At 71.8% G+C, this 17,255-nt stretch carries 17 protein-coding genes; 10 read left to right on the top strand and 7 right to left on the bottom strand.

Going from position 1 to position 17,255, the window contains the following annotated elements; genetic code table 11:
- Positions 1-92: 92 nt before the first annotated feature.
- Entirely contained in the window at positions 93-1,034 is a 942-nt protein-coding gene (locus tag OG787_RS19100; protein WP_369034438.1) for a transglutaminase-like domain-containing protein, read from the bottom strand.
- A gap of 190 nt (positions 1,035-1,224) precedes the next feature.
- Between OG787_RS19100 and OG787_RS19095 the strand changes: the two genes are divergently transcribed.
- Entirely contained in the window at positions 1,225-2,766 is a 1,542-nt protein-coding gene (locus tag OG787_RS19095; RefSeq protein WP_405535828.1) for a hypothetical protein, read from the top strand.
- A 6-nt stretch (positions 2,767-2,772) separates the two neighbouring features.
- On the opposite strand, the gene OG787_RS19090 is transcribed toward OG787_RS19095, so the two are convergent.
- Complete coding sequence (locus OG787_RS19090; protein WP_369034440.1) at positions 2,773-3,081, bottom strand: hypothetical protein; 309 nt, start codon at positions 3,079-3,081, stop codon at positions 2,773-2,775.
- A gap of 174 nt (positions 3,082-3,255) precedes the next feature.
- Between OG787_RS19090 and OG787_RS19085 the strand changes: the two genes are divergently transcribed.
- From OG787_RS19085 to OG787_RS19070, 4 genes are read left to right on the top strand one after another with little or no spacing between them, the layout of a single operon-like run.
- Complete coding sequence (locus OG787_RS19085) at positions 3,256-3,804, top strand: hypothetical protein (RefSeq protein WP_405535827.1); 549 nt, start codon at positions 3,256-3,258, stop codon at positions 3,802-3,804.
- On the top strand, positions 3,755-4,141 hold the full coding sequence (locus OG787_RS19080) for a hypothetical protein (protein ID WP_405535826.1): 387 nt from the start codon (positions 3,755-3,757) through the stop codon (positions 4,139-4,141). The genes OG787_RS19085 and OG787_RS19080 overlap by 50 nt, the downstream gene beginning before the upstream one ends.
- On the top strand, positions 4,141-6,288 hold the full coding sequence (locus tag OG787_RS19075) for a bifunctional serine/threonine-protein kinase/ABC transporter substrate-binding protein (RefSeq protein WP_405535825.1): 2,148 nt from the start codon (positions 4,141-4,143) through the stop codon (positions 6,286-6,288). The genes OG787_RS19080 and OG787_RS19075 overlap by 1 nt, the downstream gene beginning before the upstream one ends.
- A gap of 53 nt (positions 6,289-6,341) precedes the next feature.
- Positions 6,342-8,756 carry a bifunctional serine/threonine-protein kinase/ABC transporter substrate-binding protein gene (locus OG787_RS19070; protein WP_405535824.1) on the top strand — a complete coding sequence of 805 codons (2,415 nt, stop codon included), beginning with the start codon at positions 6,342-6,344 and terminating at the stop codon, positions 8,754-8,756.
- On the opposite strand, the gene OG787_RS19065 is transcribed toward OG787_RS19070, so the two are convergent.
- A complete protein-coding gene (locus OG787_RS19065) occupies positions 8,707-9,504 on the bottom strand; it encodes a MerR family transcriptional regulator (protein WP_405535823.1) in 798 nt (265 codons plus the stop codon). The two genes, OG787_RS19070 and OG787_RS19065, sit on opposite strands and share 50 nt — an antisense overlap.
- A gap of 117 nt (positions 9,505-9,621) precedes the next feature.
- Between OG787_RS19065 and uvrA the strand changes: the two genes are divergently transcribed.
- Together uvrA and OG787_RS19055 are read left to right on the top strand one after the other, a co-directional pair.
- Positions 9,622-12,084, top strand: coding sequence for an excinuclease ABC subunit UvrA (gene uvrA / locus OG787_RS19060; RefSeq protein ID WP_405540525.1), 2,463 nt, complete (start codon positions 9,622-9,624; stop codon positions 12,082-12,084).
- A gap of 68 nt (positions 12,085-12,152) precedes the next feature.
- Positions 12,153-12,488 (top strand): hypothetical protein, encoded by a 336-nt coding sequence (locus tag OG787_RS19055; protein WP_405535822.1) that lies wholly within the window; start codon positions 12,153-12,155, stop codon positions 12,486-12,488.
- A 5-nt stretch (positions 12,489-12,493) separates the two neighbouring features.
- On the opposite strand, the gene OG787_RS19050 is transcribed toward OG787_RS19055, so the two are convergent.
- Together OG787_RS19050 and OG787_RS19045 are read right to left on the bottom strand one after the other, a co-directional pair.
- Entirely contained in the window at positions 12,494-13,240 is a 747-nt protein-coding gene (locus tag OG787_RS19050; RefSeq protein ID WP_405535821.1) for a DUF899 domain-containing protein, read from the bottom strand.
- A 92-nt stretch (positions 13,241-13,332) separates the two neighbouring features.
- On the bottom strand, positions 13,333-13,842 hold the full coding sequence (locus OG787_RS19045) for a hypothetical protein (RefSeq protein ID WP_369034447.1): 510 nt from the start codon (positions 13,840-13,842) through the stop codon (positions 13,333-13,335).
- 134 nt (positions 13,843-13,976) lie between these two features.
- On the opposite strand from OG787_RS19045, the gene OG787_RS19040 reads away from it, so the two are divergent.
- Genes OG787_RS19040 through OG787_RS19030 form a run of 3 tightly spaced genes read left to right on the top strand, consistent with a single transcriptional unit; the run spans position 13,977 to position 15,590 of the window.
- Positions 13,977-14,924, top strand: coding sequence for a Scr1 family TA system antitoxin-like transcriptional regulator (locus OG787_RS19040; RefSeq protein WP_405535820.1), 948 nt, complete (start codon positions 13,977-13,979; stop codon positions 14,922-14,924).
- Entirely contained in the window at positions 14,887-15,006 is a 120-nt protein-coding gene (locus OG787_RS19035; protein ID WP_369034449.1) for a DUF397 domain-containing protein, read from the top strand. The genes OG787_RS19040 and OG787_RS19035 overlap by 38 nt, the downstream gene beginning before the upstream one ends.
- Positions 15,007-15,065: 59 nt before the next feature.
- The gene (locus OG787_RS19030) at positions 15,066-15,590 is read left to right on the top strand and encodes a hypothetical protein (protein ID WP_369034450.1); all 525 of its coding nucleotides are present in this window, start codon (positions 15,066-15,068) and stop codon (positions 15,588-15,590) included.
- 1 nt (position 15,591) lies between these two features.
- Here OG787_RS19030 and OG787_RS19025 read toward each other — a convergent pair whose 3' ends face one another.
- Together OG787_RS19025 and OG787_RS19020 are read right to left on the bottom strand one after the other, a co-directional pair.
- Positions 15,592-16,731: an RNA polymerase sigma factor gene (locus tag OG787_RS19025; RefSeq protein WP_405535819.1), complete on the bottom strand. Its 1,140-nt coding sequence runs from the start codon at positions 16,729-16,731 to the stop codon at positions 15,592-15,594.
- Between the two features lie 29 nt (positions 16,732-16,760).
- Positions 16,761-17,177, bottom strand: coding sequence for a YciI family protein (locus tag OG787_RS19020; RefSeq protein ID WP_369034452.1), 417 nt, complete (start codon positions 17,175-17,177; stop codon positions 16,761-16,763).
- Positions 17,178-17,255: the final 78 nt, after the last annotated feature.

The raw sequence follows: 17,255 nt of genomic DNA, 5'->3' as shown, positions 1-17,255 counted from the left end.
GATCGTCTGCCTCGAAAGCGCGACGGGTTGAGCAGGCACTTTCCACGTTACGTCGGTGCGGCCGAGGTGGCGCGTCGAGGACATGGGTCAGCTCAGCGAAGGGTGACGTGGCGCGGAGCGTGGTACTCGGACAGCGACAGCACGGTCTTCGGCGTCCGCAGCCCGTCCTCCTCGGCGAACAACTGCCGTACGGCCTCGAAGGGAACGGCGTCGGGGGCGTCGGGGGCGACGACCAGTGAGGCCCGGTCGTACAGCTCACGGAGAGGCTCGGGCATCGTCCGCCCGTGGTCCTCGGCCTCGGCTCCCCAGATGTCCCACAGCAGGGTCTCCACCTTGTTCAGCGCGGCGAGGTCGAGCCGCACGTTGCCGGCCACGAACCACTCGCCGTTGAGCGGCCCTTCCTCCGGAGGGTGCAGCCCGAAGGTGGCGGGGTCGGCGTCCCCGGCCCGGATGTCCCGCCAGGCCCGGCCCGCGACCAGGAAACGGTCACGGGGTACGTCCATGGGGTCGAAGTCGACGTTCCAGGCGGCGGCGATGCCGGGATCGGTGAGCTGCGCGTCGGCCAGCCGCCAGCCGCACGCCTCGTCCCAGTACTCGGTGACGACGTGGTCGCAGTGGAAACCGTCCGTCCCGAAGTAGTCGGCGAACCCGGACCGCACCCGCGCGGGAACGCCGCTGTGCCGCAGCAACGAACAGTGCAGCAGCGCGAAGTCCCGGCAGACGCCCACGAACCGGTCCCCGGCCGCGCGCCGCCGGTTCAGCGGGGAGCCGTCGCGGGCGATGACGATCCGCAGGATGTCGTCGATGTAGCGGGTCTCGGCGTCGAGCCGCAGCCGCTCGGCGGGGTGTGTGTGCCGGAAGAGGTCGCCCTCAAGTCTGTGAATCATCAAGTCGCGTGCCGTACGGGCGAGTTGGGCGGGGGAGGACGGGAGTTCGGCGTACAGCGGGGCGAGGTCGCCGGGGTCGGAGAAGGTGCTGTGGGTGCGGTAGAAGTCGGCGGCTTCCGGGGCGAGACCGGGGTGGGTGGACGGCACGATGGGGCTCCCTGAGAACTGGGGGTCGAGTACGTGTTCGGTCGTACGTTCGAATGTCGGCCGGCTCGCACCACCGTGCCAAAATTCGCCGCAGATTGTCCAGGGGAGCGGGCAGGGGAGCGGGCCGGGGGGTTGGCAGGGGAGCGGAAAAGCATGTGAACGCCGGTCCTGCCCCGGCCAGAATGCCCCTGTGCCCCCTGCGAATCATGTCCATGCCCGTGTCCTGTGCGGGCTCGCCGCCAACACCGCCCTGCCGTCGGAGCTGGTCGACCGGCTGATCGAGGTCGCGGCGGCGGACGCCGACTTCGTGGACGACCTCGCCGGCCGTGCGGACCTCAGCCGCGCGCAGACGCTCGCGTTGTTCGCACGCGTCCCGGAGACCGGCGTACTGCTGGCCCGCGAGGGGCGCCTGACGTCAGCCGACGTCGATCCCGCCGCCGAGCCGGACGCCGCACTCGCGCTGCTGGACGAGGGGCGCGGCGAACCGGAGTGGGCCCGGCTCCTCGCGGCGGATCCATGGGCCGTGCGCCGGGAGCGACTGGCCGCCTGTGCAGGCCTTCCGTCTGATGTGATCGAGACGCTCGCCGCCGACCCGGACCTGCGGGTCGTCGCGGAACTCGCCCTGTGGACGACGGCTTCGGAGGTCGCCAAGAGGCTCGCGGAGCATCCGTCTGCCGAGGTCCGCAGGGCGCTGGCCTGGAACGAGGCGACGCCGCCGGCCGTACTGGCGGCGCTGATCGGCGGCGAAGGGCTGCCGCCCGCGCGACGCTGCTCGGTCTGCGAACGTGAGGAGACGCCGTACACGCACGCCCCGGACTGCGATCGGGCCGACTGCGATCTGCCGCCGGGTGCCTCCTGCGACGGCTCCCACGAGTCCACCGTGCACGACATACAGCACGCGGCCCTGCGGAACCCCGCCACGCCCACCGAAGCCGTGGTCGCCTTCGCGGACCACCCGTCGACGATGCTGCGCCGGCCCCTCGCCGAACGCCTTGACCTCCCCCCGGAGGTGAGCCGACGCCTCGCCGCGGACCCCATCCCCGGCATCCGGGCCGACCTCGCCGGAAACCCGGCGATCGACGACGCCCTGATGCGCACGCTGGCCGACGACGAGGATCCCGGCGTACGACGCCACCTCGCGCACAACCCGTACGTGCCGCTCGACACACTCACCCGCCTGGCCGCCACCACGAAACTGGGCGCCGCCCTGCCCCCACGGATCGCGACCGCGTCGACCGCCGAGGTAGCGGAACTGGCCCGCTCGACCGACCCGACCGTACGGATGCTCCTGGCCCTGCGCCGCGATCTGCCCGCCGGAATACGCGACGCGCTGGCCGCCGACCCCGACGCGAAGGTGCTCAAGTCGATCGCCCCGCACCCGGGCCTCTCCGAGGCACAGCTGCGTGCCATGGTCGACCGGCACGGAGTCCGGGTGCTTGCCAAGGTGGCGACCAACCCGGATGCGTCCGGCGCCCTGCTGGAGGACCTCACCCGCCACCGGCCGCCGGTACAGAAGGCGTTCCGCGAGATCGCCCGACACCCCCGCGCGACCCCGCAGGCACTGCTCGCGTGCCTGGCGGACATCCAGGCGAGACCCATAGCCGCCGGCCACCCGGCACTCCCGCCCGCGGCCATCGTGGAGTTGCTCGCCGACGAGCACTCGGAGGTGGTGGAGGCGGCGGCCCGCAATCCGTCGCTGCCGTGCGCGGTGATGCCGGAGCTGATGCCTTAGCCGCTCTCAGAACCCGGGCGGGATCAGGTCCTGAGGCCCGTCAGGGTCGGCCGAGTCCGAGAGCAGCTCCGCGACGCGCAGGGTGCACTCCCACTCCGTCAGCCTGCCCTTGATCACCACCAGGTAGGACTCCTGGTCGGTGAAGCGGTACACGCGGCGCCGCTTCTCGATGATGTTCTTGCTCGGCAGGTAGGTGTGGAGGACGGCACGCAGCTCCTCCAGCGCCTGGCCCTTCGTCTCCCGCCCACGGCAGATGAACTCGGTGCTGTGCGTCTCACCGTTGAAGTACTGCGCGATCACGACCCAGTTGCCCATGCCCGTCCCCCCATCCCCTCGTCCAAGGCTACCTACCCCTCGACACGCTCGATGTACTCCGCCGGCCCAGGTGCCGGTGTCACAGGTTGCCGACAGTTCACGAGGCATGTCCCGTACACCACGAGCACTCTGAACTACCTTGAGGAAACGGGGTGTTGGGGGAGGGGAGAGACCGTGATGCATGCGAGAGCCCGGTTGGTCTGCGGGGCGGTGATGACGTGCGCGACGCTGCTGGCCGGCTGTACGGACGGCGGCGGTCCGGGCGGGGAGACGACGCGGGGGGCGAGCCCGGATGTCGCCCGGAGTGATGGCGACACGGACGCGGTCACCGGCGCCGATGCCTTACCCGCGGCCTCGCCGACCGAACAGGCGGACCCGGCGAAGCAGCCGCACAGCGCGGCCGAGGCGTGGGCGTTCGTCCGGAAGGTGATCGCCGATCCGGAGCTGGTCGGGTCGGGGGCGGCGCCGGGGACGCCGTACGAGAGCGACCCGAACACCTGGGCCGTGCTGGGCGAGAACTGCGCATGGCAGCGGGAGGGGCTGCCGGAGGACGTACTGGCCACGCTCACCCGCCACTTCGAGGTGCCCGCGAGCGGTGCCGAGGGGGCGGTGCGGATGTCGACCACTCACGGTGCACCGGACGGCGCTGGACGCCGCCTGGGAGCAGGCCGGGATGCTGGAGGAGGGCGTCGGCTGCCCGGAACAGACCCTGCGGGCGGGTGAGCGGCTGACCGATCTCTCCTCCGTGGCCGTCGCGTGGGGCGAGAGCGGCAACACGTCCAGCGACGACTCGCTGTCGGAGTCGGGCGCGTGCGTCAGCGACACCCGGGGCGGTCCGTACCCCTACTCGTGGACGCAGTCCGTGTTCGGCCCGGTCGTGATCTCCGCGTCCTCGTGCGGAGGGCAGGAGGGCACGTCGAGCGAGTTGGATGTGGCCGTAAGGATGCTGTTGCGGGTGCAGGACGCGATCGGAAGCCCCACCGGGGCCGACTCGGCCTCACCGGACCCGGCCACCCCCTCCGGCAGCCCCACCGTCGGGGACAAGAAGGGCGGCGAGTGATGGAGCGTCTCCTTCCCGCCGACCCCTCCCGTCTCGGCGACAACCGCCTGCTGGGCCGCCTGGGAGCCGGCGGCATGGGCGTGGTCTACCTGGCCCGCACCGGGACCGGCGACCTGGCCGCCGTGAAGGTGATCCAGCCCGAGTACGCCGACCAGGCCGAGTTCCGGGCCCGTTTCCGCCGCGAGGCGTCCTCCGCCGGGCAGGTCGACAGCCCGTGGGTGGTACGGGTGCTGGGCGCCGACACGGAGGCGGCGGCGCCCTGGCTGGCCACCACGTTCGTGCCCGGACCCGCCCTGGCCGATGCGGTCGCGGCCTGCGGACCGCTGCCGGACCGTGCGGTACGGGTGCTGGGCAAGGTACTTGCGCGCGCCCTGACCGCCGTGCACGAGGCGCGCCTGGTCCACCGGGACGTCAAGCCGGGCAACGTCCTGCTCGCCCTCGACGGCCCCCGCCTGATCGACTTCGGCATCGCGCGTCCGACAGCGACCGACGAGACCGAGCTGACCTCGGACAACATGGTGGTCGGCACCCCCGGCTTCCTCTCCCCCGAGCAGGCACGGGCGCAGCGGGTGGGCGCGGCGAGCGACGTCTTCTCGCTGGGGTGCGTGCTGGCGTACGCGGCCACCGGCCGTCTGCCGTTCGGCACCGGCGCGGCGGACGCGCTGCTGTACCGCACCGTGCACGACGAGCCCGAGCTGGACGGGGTGGCGGATGCCGAGCTGCGGGCGCTGCTCGGCCGCTGCCTGGCGAAGGAGCCGGAACAGCGGCCCACGGCCGCCGAGGTGGACGCGGAACTGGTGGAGGACGCCCCGGCCGGCACCGTGGACTGGCTGCCCGACCCGGTCGTACGGATGATCGCCGAACGGTCGGCGGAGATGCTCGCCCTGCCGGGCATCGAGCCCACCGAGGTGTCGCCGGAGTCGCCGGAGTCCCCGGGGCACAGCCGCCGCAGGGTCCTCGCCCTGGGCAGCGGCGCGGCGCTGCTCATGGCGGGTGGAGGGGCCGCGCTGTGGGCGGCGCTGCGCGACGACGACCCGGGGACACCGACCGCGAGCAGCCCCTGGGTCATCGGCCTCCACGCGGATCTGACGGGCCCGCTGCGGGAGAGCGGGCGGGCGCAGGAGCGGGGCGCGCGGCTGGCGGTGGAGCGGTTCAACGCACGTAAGGGCAGGCCGTTCACCCTCGCCCTGCGGACCGAGGACGACCGGGGGGAGCCGGCCCGCGCGGTCCGGGCGGCGCGGCGGCTGACCGGCGCCGCCGATGTCCTCGCCGTGCTCGGCCCCACCGGCTACGCCTCGACGCTGGCCGCGCTGGAGGTCTACGACGGCGCCGTGATGCCACTGCTGACGGTGTCGGAGCTGTCGACCCGCGCCGCGCAGGCGGGCATCGCCGGCACCGACCCGCGCTCGTACTTCAGGGCCGCGACGCTGTCCGCGTACGGCGCCTTCGCCACCGTCACCGCACTCGGTGAGCGGGGTGTCGGCAAGCTGGGTCTCCTGGGCGACAGGGCGGGCGGGCTGGTCGGCATGGAGTCAGTGCTCGTGACCAGCAGCGCCGCGAGCGGCCAGCTGGAGCTGTACCTGCGCGTGGTGCCCGCCCTCGCGAGCACGAGCGACCTGGCACCCGTCACCGACGACATGCTCAGCCGCGGTGTCGACGGTTTCTACTACATCGGCACCCCCGAACGTGCCGCCGCGGTCGCCCGCACCCTCGCGGAGCGGAACTTCACCGGGCCCCGCTACCTCGACGACGCCTGCGCCGCCGAGGCCTTCGTCTCCGGGGCCGGCCGGGCGGCCGAGGGCTGGCAGGTGCTGACGTCGTACATCGGACCCGACGCCGCACCCGTGAGCGCCTTCGCCACCGCCTACCGCAAGCGGTACGGCAGCGCGCCGGGCCCGTGGGCGGCCGAGGCGTACGACGTGACGCGCCTGCTCGCCGACCGGCTCACCGCCCTCGCCCCGAAGGGCGGCAAGCGACCCACCCGCGACCGGCTCACCCAGGCCCTCGCCGCGGCCCGGTTCACCGGGGTGGCCGCGACCTACGCCTTCGACGACCAGAAGCGGATGAAGCAGCAACTGCTCCACCAGTACCGCGTCCAGAACGGCCGGTTCGCCTACGCGGGCGCCCGGGACCTCACCGGAGACTGATCCGACGCGATCCGACGCGATCCGACGCGACAGGTACTGGAGGAGCTGGACCGATGCGGGCGCTGCACGCGCGGGACCCCGGCGAGCTGGGCGGGCACCGGCTGCTCGCCCGGCTCGGCGCGGGCGGCATGGGCGTGGTCTACCTGGCCCGCACCGCCGACGGGACCCTGGTCGCCCTGAAGGTCATCCGCGCCGAGTACGCCGCCGACCGGGCCTTCCGGGAACGGTTCCGGCGCGAGGCGCGGCTGGCCAGGGGGTTCACCTGCCGCTGGCTGGTGCCGGTCACCGACGCCGATGCCGAGGCCCGCGAGCCGTGGCTGGCCACCGCGTTCGTGCCGGGGCCGTCCCTGGCCGAGGCGGTGGACGGTCACGGCCCGCTGACGCCGTACGCCGTCACCGCGCTCGGCGCCCGGCTGGCGGAGGCACTGACCGAGGTGCACGGTGCCGGCCTGGTGCACCGGGACGTCAAGCCGGGCAACGTCCTGCTCGCCCTCGACGGCCCCCGCCTGATCGACTTCGGCATCGCCCAGGTCGGCGGTGCCACGGCGCTGACCGAGCCCGGCGCGATCGTCGGCACCCCTGGCTACCTCGCCCCCGAGCAGGTCCGGACCGGTGGCGAGGCGGCCCCGGCGAGCGACCTGTTCGCCCTGGGCTGTGTGCTGGCGTACGCCCTCACCGGGCAGCGGCCCTTCGGCCTCGGCGACCCGGCCGCCGTCCTGTACCGCACCGTGCACGAGGAACCCGACGTACCCGGCCTCGACCGGCTGCCGCTCCCCCTGCGTACGGCGATCACCGGCTGCCTGGCCAAGGACCCCGCCGGGCGACCCACAGCCGCAGAACTCGCCCGCGCCCTGCGAGCTGCCGAGCAGCCGACGACGGGCTCAGATCAACCGGCCGATCCCTTTCCCCGGCCCGCTCCCGACCACCAGGCCGATCTCCGTCGACCAGCCGATCCCCGTCGACCAGCCGATCCCCGTCGACCGGCCGATCCCCGTCGACCGGCCGCTCCCCACCACCAGGCCGCTCCCCCTCACCGGGCCGCTCCCGACCACCAGGCCATGCCGCCCCATCAACAGGCCTCCCCCGCACAGGAGTTCACCCTCACCGCCGCCCTCCCGCCCGACTGGCTGTCCTCCGCCGTGCTGCGCCTGGTCGCCGACCGCTCGGCCCGCGCCCTGGACCCGCCGCCCAGGCAGGACGGGCCCATGACCCTGCTGGAGCCCACGGTCGTCGACGAGGGACGCGCGCCCTCCCGGCGCCGGATCCTCGCCATCGGCGGCTCGGCCGCCGCGGTCCTCGCCGCGTCAGGCACCGGCACCGCGATCATCCTGACGAACCGTCAGAAAACCGCACAGGGAGGCGCGGCGCAGAACCTGCCCACCCATGTCATCGGCTTCCAGGCCGCCCTGACGGGTGACCAGAAAGAGGTCGGACTTGCGCAGGAGCGCGGCGCCCGGCTCGCCGTGGCCGCCCACAACGCCCGCGAGGACACCCGCTTCCGGCTCGCCCTCACCTCGTACGACGACCGGGGCGAGGCCGGGCGGGCGAAGGCAGGGGCCCGCGAGCTGCTCGCCGAGCGGTCCCTGTGCGCGGTGATCGGCCCCACCACCGTCGCCGCCGCCCGCGTGGCGGTCCCCTTGTACGGGGAGGCGTCCACGCCGGTCCTGCTCGTCTCGGCCGACTACGACGCGCTGGGGCTGTCCGCGGCCACGGAACGCACCCTCTGCGTGACCACGGCCCCGAGCAGGTACCGGACCACACCGGTGCTCGCCTACCTGACCTGGGTCCACAAGGTCGAGCGCACCGCCGTCGTCCAGGACCAGGCCGCGGGCGGGATGGCCGCCGGCCTCGCCCGCGACCTGCGCGAGACACCGCCCAGTGAGGGCACCACCACCGTCCACCCGGTGGCGTCCGGCACGGACGACTTCGGCCCGGTCGTCGCCGCCGCGCTGGCCACGCGCCCCGAGGCCGTCGTCTACGCGGGCACCTCGCCGACCCGGGCCGCGGCCTGTGCCCGCGCGCTGGCCACCGCGGGTTTCACCGGTCCCCGGGTGACCTTCGAACCCGTCATGCGCCCGGCTTTCCCGGAGGCCGCGGGCGAGGCCGCCGAGGGCTGGGTGTCGGGGGCGCCCTACAGCGAACCGCAGTCGTCGGACAGCAAGGCCGCCCGGGCCTTCACCGCCGCGTACCGCGACCGCTACGACGCGCCTCCCGCCCGCTGGGCCGCCGAGGCCTATGACGCGGTGGGTCTGATCGCCGCCTCCCTGAACGCCAACGGCGGCGGCGACGGCATCACCCCCGGGCAGGTCGCCGAGCGCCTCTTCAAGCTCACCTACGACGGTGTGGCCAAGCCCATCCGCTTCAACCAGGACATCACCCACGGCCTCAGGCCCGAGAACACGAGCTTCCTGTACCAGGTCAAGGACGGAGAGTTCCGCTTCCTCGGCCGGTACGACCAGGTGAGCTGACCGGCGTCGTTCCGCAGGCCGTCACGCGCTGCTCGACGTACTCGATGTACTCCGCCAACCGCCCCGCCCCCGCCAGCATCGCCCGAGTACGCCCCGCCAGCGCCTCCCCGCGTGCCACGACCGCGGCCCGCAGTTCCTCCGTGCTGCCCTGCTGACGCAGTTCTTCCAGTACCGGGCGGATCTGGTCCAGGGGGTAGTGGCTGCGTCGGAGGGTCTGGATCAGGCGGGCGTCGCGGATGTCGTCGGGGCCGAACTGCCGGTAGCGCGTGCCGCGTTCGCGGGCCGGGGTGAGCAGTCCCGCCGCTTCCCACACCCGTAGCGCGGACGTCCGTACGCCGAGCAGTGCGGCCAACTCACCGATCCGCAGGCCGAGGTCGGCCGTACGGGGCGTCGTCGCCGGAGTGCGCCCGGTGGCCAGCGCCTCCAGGGCCTCGCGTGTCGCCCGCAGTGCCGTCCGCTGCTCGTGCAGCCCGGCGTGCGCCGCGTCGACCAGCGCGAGGGCGCCCGGTACGTCACCGTCGTGCAGGGTCCGCATGACGGCGGTCGCCGCCAGTGGGCCGTACCCGGGTTGCAGGGCCCGGTACGTCAGCAGCGCGCGCCGGTGCACGTCCCCGAAGACGCGGTATCCCGACTCCGTCCGCGCGGCCGGGGGCAGGACGCCCGCGTCCTCGTAGTTGCGGATCTGCTGCGTCGACAGTCCCGACAGCCGGGCGAGGTCGACGGGACGGAGTCGCGACTCGTGGTTCATCACGGATTTGAAGCTTAGGGGCAGTGCGGCCCGGTGTTTCTGCCTAAAAGTCTCAACAGGAACTTCAATGAAAAACTTGAAGGTATGGATGAAGACACGGTTGACCGAAGTTCCGTGATGCACATCAAAGGCGCCCGTCTCCACAATCTCAAGAACGTCTCGCTCGCGATCCCGAAGCGGAAACTGGTCGTCATGACCGGCCTCTCCGGCTCCGGCAAGTCCACGCTCGCCCTCGACACCCTCCACCGGGAGAGCCACCGGCAGTACATGGAGTCGTGGGGCGTGGCGACCGCCGGTGTCAGCCGGCCCTCCGTCGACTCGATCACCGGGCTGTCCCCGTCCGTCAGCGTCGACCAGCGCCCGGCCGGGCGCGGCCCGCGCTCGACGGTCGGCACCGCGACCGAGGTCTTCACCTATCTGCGGCTGCTGTGGTCCCGGATCGGGGTACGTCCGTGCCCGAGCTGCGGGGAACGCGTCCCTCTCGCGGACTGTCCGCGCTGCTCCGCCTCCGTGCCCGAACTCGCCATGGGCTCCTTCTCCTTCAACAAGCCCGCCGGTGCCTGCCCGTCCTGCACGGGGCTCGGCGAGGTGATCCGGGTGGAGGTACGGACCCTGGTGGACGAGGAGTCGAGCGTCGCCGCCGGTGCGGTGCGGGGCTGGCCCCGCCAACTCGTCGAGCGGAACGTGCGGTTGCTGTTGGCGGCGGCCCACCACTACGGCCTCACCTTCGACGGGGACACCCCGGTAGCCGAACTACCCCCGGAGACAAGGGACTTGCTCCTGTACGGCGTCGAGTCACCGGAGTTCCGCAACCGTTTCCCCGCTGTCGAGCCCCCGGCCACCGTCTCCGCAGGCCGTTTCGAGGGGGTCGTCACCGCGTTCATGCGGCGCTACGCCGACCGTATCGACGACACCGACTACCGGCAGAAGGCCGAGCGTTCGATGGTGAAGGAGGTCTGCGGGGAGTGCGAGGGCACCCGGCTTCGTGCCGAGAGCCGGGCCGTCACCGTGCATGGCCTCGGGATTGCCGACGCGGCCCGGCTGCCGATCACCGAACTCGCCGACTGGGTCGGGCAGTTGAAGTCGCATGCCGTCGGCGACGAGTGGCGGTTCGCCGAGCCCGTCGTGGCCGACCTGGAGGAGCGGGTACGGCGGCTCGTCGACACCGGGGTCGGCTATCTGACCCTCGACCAGTCGAGCACCAGCCTCTCCGCCGGCGAGTCCCAGCGGCTGCGCCTGGCCGCGCTGCTCGGCTCCGGCCTCACCGGCATGCTGTACGTCCTCGACGAGCCGACCATCGGACTGCACCCCGCCGACACCGCCCGCCTCGTCGACGTACTGCGCCGCCTGCGCGACCTGGGCAACACGGTCCTCGTCATCGAGCACGACCTGGACGTGCTGTGGGCCGCCGATCACGTCGTCGACATCGGTCCGGGCGCGGGCCGGGACGGCGGCTGGGTCGTCGCCTCGGGGACGCCGGAGGAGGTGGCGGCGACGGAGGGATCGGTCACCGGGGCGTACCTGTCGGGGCGGCTCCAGCACCCCGTACGGAAGGAACGGCCTTCGACGGATACGGATGCGGAGTTGGTGATCCGAGGGGCTCGTGCCCACAACCTCCGGGACGTCACCGTACGGATTCCGCTCGGGCGGCTGGTGACGGTCACCGGGCCGTCGGGGTCGGGCAAGTCGACGCTGATACTGGATGTGTTGGGGCGGGCGGCACATCAACGCCTCGACTCAGCACGGGTGTTGTCGCCGGGGGAACATGACGGTATCGACGGGTGGGAGCACCTCGACAAGGTCGTGACGATCGACCAGGAGCCGATCAGCCGCCTGCCGCGCTCGAACGCGGCGACGTACGCGGATGTCTTCACGCCGGTGAGAGAGCTTTTCGCCGCGCAGGACACGGCAAGGTCCAAGGGGCTGACTCCCGCCTCCTTCTCCTTCAACGTGCCGGGCGGGCGCTGCGAGCGGTGCGAGGGCGCCGGTGTGCTCGCCGTGCACATGCACTTCCTGCCCGCGGTGGAGGTGCGGTGCCCGGGCTGCCGGGGCCGCCGCTTCCGGAGTGAAGTACTGGCGATCCGCTACGACGGGTACGACATCGCCGAGGTGCTGGCCGCCACGGTGGACGAGGCGCTGACCGTCTTCCGGGGCGTACGGCAGGTCGCGGCCCGGCTGCAACGGCTCTCGGACGTGGGCCTCGGCTATCTCCCCCTCGGCCAGCCGGCCACCACCCTCTCCGGCGGGGAGGCCCAACGCCTCAAGCTGGCCAAGGAGTTGGGGCGCCGCGCGACCGGCCGTACCCTCTACCTCCTCGACGAGCCGACCACGGGCCTGCACGCCGCCGACACCGCCCGCCTGCTCGACGTACTCCAACGACTCGTCGACGCGGGCCACTCGGTCGTGACGATCGAGCACAACCTCGACGTCATGCGCGCCTCCGACTGGCTCGTCGACCTCGGCCCGGAGGGCGGCGCCGGGGGCGGGCGCGTGGTGGCGGAGGGGACGCCGGAGCAGGTCGCGGAAATGGCGGCGGGTGCGGGTGGCTCCCTGACGGGTGGGTTTCTTCGGGGTACCTGATTCCCGGGTGGCGGGGCCCGGTGATCACGGAGGATGGCCTCGAACGCCGCCTGGGGGAGGGCCAGTTGATGCGACGTCGATCGGGCTTGTTGCGGCCGTTGGTGTGGCTCGCTCTGGCCTTCGTCTCCTTGCTTCTGCTGGGGGTGACGTACTTCGTTGGTATGTTCTCCGGCGGCCACGAACTCGACGAGACCTGCGCCTCCCTTGGACAGCGTGTGGACGAGGAGTACCGCGCCGAGCACTGGCGGGAGCCGGGCCAGGGGTTTCCGCTGCACAACAAGTGCAACGCGGACTACGACCTCGTGCCGGTGTGGGTGAACCCGGGGATCGTCGTTCTGGGGGTGTTGGTCGTCGTATGTGTGGGGGCCGGCGTGTGGTCGGCGGCGACCACGGCACGTCGCTGACGGTGTCAGTGGTGGGGGCCGTGGCGGCCGAGGGTCTGGACGGGGGCCGCGTCGGGGCGGGTCCACTGGGGGACCGGGCGGCTGGTCGGGCCCCAGGTGGGGTTGCCGTCGGCGTCCGAGCGCCAGGACCAGCACGGGGCCCCTCCCTCGGGACGGCCCTCGGGGTTGTCCTCCCACGCCTCGCCGCGACCGTACGGGGTCATGTCGAGCAGGCCCAGGGAACTGTTGACCCGTTCGTTGCCACGGCCCGTCGTGGAGTAGGTGAGGAACACGCGGTCGCCGTCGCGCAGGTAGGAGGTGAGGTAGCCCATGTCGCCGCCGGCCGGGCCGTCGACGTCGCGTACCGAGTACCAGGGCTGGGTGTAGCCCATGAACTCGACGAAGTCGGCCACCTCGTCCCAAGGGCCCGTTGTCAGGACGGCGAAGGACACGCCCCGGGCGTTGAGGTAGACGGCGTCCTTCAGGTGCCAGGCCGTGGTGGTGCAGCCCTCGCACTGGCCCTGGTGCGGTGCGCCGTCGTACCACATGTGCTTGTAGACGACGAGTTCGTCGCGGCCCTCGAACAGGTCCAGGAACGGGACCGGGCCGTCGGGTCCGACGACCTCGACCGTCCCGTCGAACTCCACCATCGGCAGTCGGCGGCGGGCCGCGGCGATCGCGTCGCCCTCGCGGGTGTGGGCCTTCTCGCGGACCAGCAGCTCGTCACGGGCGGCCTGCCAGGTGGCCAGGTCGACGACGGGTGTTTTCGTCATGGTGTCCTCCGTACGTACTCCAGCTCCAGCGACGGTCGTCACCACAACAGACTCCCGGCCCGGTCGAAACTCATCGCGACGGGCGCTCGCTCTTATGCCTGCGGCTCCAGTACCGAGTAGTCGGCGAAGCAGCGGCGGTAGCGGGTGTGGCGGGTCTCCTGGGTGTGCAGGCGCTGCCACTCCTCGACCTTCGCAGGGTCCGGGTGCCGTCCTGACACCGCCCCGCAGTCGTGCTCGTCGCCCGAGACGCAGCGCGCTTCGTACTCGGGCTCGGCGGAGCCGTCCTGGACGATGGAGTACGGGACGTACCGGAAGACGCGGCGGCGAGGCTTCTCCGTACCTACCCCACCCTCCCCGTCCCCGGTGTGCGCCAGCCGCTGGTGGCGGCGGAGCAGCACGTTCGCGTCGGCCTCGCGGCTGCGGTCGGCCTCGGTCCGGGCGGTGCGCCGCATCTCGGCCAGCTCGTCGCAGGTGGCGCAGTCCGGGACGGGTACGGGAGGTGACGGATAGACCGTGGCGGGGAGCAGGTGGAGCCCCGAGTGGTGGATGGCCGCCCGCCGGCTCGTCGTCGTCCCCGGCTCGATGTGCTGTTCGTCGGTCATGCGCCAACTCCGTACGTACGTCACTGTTCGTCATTACTCTGGGTGTATCGAGGGTGGCTGAGGGGAACGGTCCGGTTCAACGCCTGAGGCGTGCGAACGGGGCACTGGCACACGAGGGTTCATGAGGAGGACGCGTGGCGCGACGAAACGCTGAGGACGGTTCCGGGACGGGAGTCAGCAACGCCGCCCTGTTCGGCGAGGTGTTACGCCACTTCCGCGAGGCCGCGTTCCTGACCCAGGCGGCGCTGGCCCAGCAGATCCCGTGCGACCGGTCCCACGTGGCGAAGGTGGAGGCGGGGATCAGCGTCCCGCAGGACACGTTCGCGAAGACGTGCGACGAACTGCTCGGTACGGGTGGGGTGTTGCTGCGGTTGTGGAAGAAGGTGGACTGGTATCCGGAGGTTCAGCATCCGGACTGGTTCGAGCGGCGGGCGAGGATGGATGGGGAGGCGGTGGCTCTTCGGGAGTATCAGGAGCAGGTCATCCCCGGCTTGTTGCAGGCTCCGGGCTACGCGCACGCCCTGTTCTCCCAGATTTCGACCGGTACCGAAGTGGAGGACCGCGTCCGGGCCCGGTTGAGTCGCCAGCCGCGCTTCCTGGCGGACGACGGCCCCTTGTACGTCGCTGTCCTGGACGAGAGCTGTCTGCGCAACGCGGTGGGCAGCCCGGAGGTCATGCGCGACCAGTGCGCGCATCTGCTGGGTGTCGGGCAGCGCCCCAACATCCGTATCCAGGTGGTCCCGACGGGCCTGTTCGGGCTTGTCCCACCGAAGAGTTCCATGTCCCTGATCGATCTCCCCGGCGAGCGGTGGGTGTACTCGGAGTCGCTGAGCCAGGGCCACTTCACCAATGATCCAGCCGATTACGCACGGCACAGCCAGACCTATGATGTGCTCAGGGCGGACATTCCGTCGGCCCGCGAATCCGCCGCTCTGATCAGCGACGTGATGGAGGGTTACGAGCATCATGCGCAGGCACGCACTCGACACGGCGACCTGGATCAAGAGCAGCTACAGCGGCAACGACGGCGGCAACTGCGTCGAAGTGGCCCCCGGATTCCCCGGCGTCGTCCCCGTCCGTGACAGCAAGGCTGCTCTTGGCGGTCCTGTGATCGTCGTAACCCGTGCCGCCTGGGCGGAGTTCGTGGGGTTCGCGGCTCGCTGACGATCGTACATAGTGAGTCCCGTGTGCGCCCTGGGAGGCGCATGCGGAGGGGGAAAACCGTGGTGCGCTACGTTCACCATCAATTGGCGGCGGTCGTTGAGGCGGGGGTCGCCATGGCCGTCACCGTGCCTGTGATTTTCGGCCTGCGCGGGCTGCCGCAGGCCGACAGCGAAAAGGTGCTTCTCGCGCTGTGCCTTGCAGTGGCCAGCACGCTGTTCGGCCTACAGGCGGTTTTGACCCGGTCGTGGTGGCTGGGCGGCGAGAAGCGCGAATTCGAGAGCGCGGCCCCCCTGAACGACCCCGAGGCGATACTCCCCGCGCCGCGTGCGTCCATGCGCCGCAGCTTCGACGGATCCTTCGTTGTCATCGTCGGACTGATGACCCTGGTTCTCGGCCTGCTCTGGGGCCCCTGGGCCGCCAGTTGGGGGATTGTGTTCATACCGGAGCGGATCGTCAAGGGCGTGTACGTGTCCTTCTGGGAGCGACGCCACGGCGTACTCCTGTGGCTCGGCAGGGTCGAGGAACAACCCCTGGGAAAGGACCAGCGCCTGTATTCGTCGCCGCGAATCGCGACGACCGCATGAGTTACCGGTCGGCGTTGAGGCGGGCCGCCTGGCGGGTCAGGTGGTTGCGTTCGGCGAGGTTGGGGGCCTTTTGGGCGGCCTCGGCGTACAGGCGGGCGGCCGATTTCGTGTCGCCGTCTCGTTCGTGGAGGTAGGCCGCCGCTGCCGTGCGGCGGGGTAGTGAGTCGTCCAGTTTCGCCAGTGCCGCCAGGCCCGCGCGGGGGCCGTCCGCCTCGCCCACGGCTACCGCGCGGTTCAGGAGGACCACCGGGTTGTCCGTCAGGCGGGTCAACTCGTCGTACCACTCCACGATCTGGACCCAGTCCGTCTCCTCGGCGGTCTGTGCGTCCGCGTGGAGGGCCGCGATGGCGGCCTGGGCCTGGAACTCGCCCAGGCGGTCTCGGGAGAGGGCGGTCTGGAGGATCGCCACGCCCTCGGCGATCGTTCTCGTGTCCCAGCGGGTTCTGTCCTGTTCAGCGAGTGGTACCAAGTCGCCGTCGGGGGTCGTCCGGGCCGCGCGCCTCGCGTGGTGGAGCAGCATCAGGGCCAGCAGGCCCGCCACCTCGGGGTGGTCGATCGCGGTGGCGAGCTGGCGGGTGAGGCGGATGGCCTCGGCGGCCAGGTCCACGTCGCCGGAGTAGCCCTCGTTGAAGACCAGGTAGAGGACGCGCAGCACGGTGGCGACGTCGCCGGGCTGGTCCAGCCGTACGCCGGACACCGTGCGCTTGGCCCGGCTGATGCGCTGCGCCATCGTCGCCTCGGGGACCAGGTAGGCCTGGGCGATCTGGCGCGTGGTGAGCCCGCCGACCGCGCGGAGCGTGAGGGCTACCGCTGAGGAGGGGGTGAGGGACGGGTGGGCGCACAAGAAGTACAGCTGGAGTGTGTCGTCCTGTGCCGGGGCGGGGCCCTGCGTCGGCTCCTCGTCCACGCGGTCCTCGCGTCTACGGCGGGCCGTGTCCGCCCGGGTCGCGTCCAGGAACCGGCGCCACGCCACCGTGACCAGCCAGCCCTTCGGGTCCCGGGGCGGGTCGTCCGGCCAGACGCGGATCGCCTCGACCAAGGCGTCCTGCACCGCGTCCTCGGCCGCCGCGAAGTCTGCTCCGCGGCGGACGAGGACGGCGAGGACGTTCGGGGTGAGGCTTCGGAGCAGGGCCTCGTTCATCGAGGGGTTCGATGAGGTCGGTGACGTCATTAGTGAGGGCACTCCGGGATGGTGGGAGGCGCGGCCAGGAACGGGCGTACCTCCAGCCATTCGTGGATCGGCTTGCCGCCCGCTCCGGGGGCGGCCGACAGCTCCCCGGCCAGTTCGACGGCACGGTCGTAGGTGTCGACGTCGATGATCATCCAGCCGGCGATCAGGTCCTTGGTCTCCGCGAACGGGCCGTCCGTGACCGGCGGGCGCCCCTCACCGTCGTACCGGACCCACGCCCCCTCGGGGGCCAGCGCCTCACCGTCGACGAACTCGCCCGTCTTCTCCAGCCGGTCCGCGAAGTCCCGCATGTACTGGATGTGCGCCGTGATCTCGTCCTGAGTCCACTGGTCCATGGGCACGTCGTTGACGGCGGCCGGGGCGCCTCGGTAGTGCTTGAGCAGCAGGTACTTGGCCATGGTGTGTCTCCTGGGATGTGCCGGTGCGGCCCATTCTGGTCGCGTTCACACCGGGGACGGAGCGGGACGCGGGTTCTC

It is taken from the genome of Streptomyces sp. NBC_00075 (assembly GCF_045041225.1).
GTDB classification, from domain to species: Bacteria; Actinomycetota; Actinomycetes; order Streptomycetales; family Streptomycetaceae; genus Streptomyces; species Streptomyces adonidis.
The sequence above is the reverse complement of the archived record's forward strand: the minus strand, read 5'-3'. Positions and strand labels throughout refer to the sequence as shown.

What these genes read in the sequence shown, in the direction of transcription:
- OG787_RS19045 (WP_369034447.1), bottom strand. Translation starts at nt 13,842, where the DNA reads ATGACCGACGAACAGCACATCGAGCCGGGGACGACGACGAGCCGGCGG.
- OG787_RS19025 (WP_405535819.1), bottom strand. Translation starts at nt 16,731, where the DNA reads ATGAACGAGGCCCTGCTCCGAAGCCTCACCCCGAACGTCCTCGCCGTC.
- uvrA (WP_405540525.1), top strand. Translation starts at nt 9,622, where the DNA reads ATGCACATCAAAGGCGCCCGTCTCCACAATCTCAAGAACGTCTCGCTC.
- OG787_RS19070 (WP_405535824.1), top strand. Translation starts at nt 6,342, where the DNA reads ATGCGGGCGCTGCACGCGCGGGACCCCGGCGAGCTGGGCGGGCACCGG.
- OG787_RS19020 (WP_369034452.1), bottom strand. Translation starts at nt 17,177, where the DNA reads ATGGCCAAGTACCTGCTGCTCAAGCACTACCGAGGCGCCCCGGCCGCC.
- OG787_RS19055 (WP_405535822.1), top strand. Translation starts at nt 12,153, where the DNA reads ATGCGACGTCGATCGGGCTTGTTGCGGCCGTTGGTGTGGCTCGCTCTG.
- OG787_RS19080 (WP_405535826.1), top strand. Translation starts at nt 3,755, where the DNA reads ATGCTGGAGGAGGGCGTCGGCTGCCCGGAACAGACCCTGCGGGCGGGT.
- OG787_RS19065 (WP_405535823.1), bottom strand. Translation starts at nt 9,504, where the DNA reads ATGAACCACGAGTCGCGACTCCGTCCCGTCGACCTCGCCCGGCTGTCG.
- OG787_RS19090 (WP_369034440.1), bottom strand. Translation starts at nt 3,081, where the DNA reads ATGGGCAACTGGGTCGTGATCGCGCAGTACTTCAACGGTGAGACGCAC.
- OG787_RS19050 (WP_405535821.1), bottom strand. Translation starts at nt 13,240, where the DNA reads ATGACGAAAACACCCGTCGTCGACCTGGCCACCTGGCAGGCCGCCCGT.
- OG787_RS19075 (WP_405535825.1), top strand. Translation starts at nt 4,141, where the DNA reads ATGGAGCGTCTCCTTCCCGCCGACCCCTCCCGTCTCGGCGACAACCGC.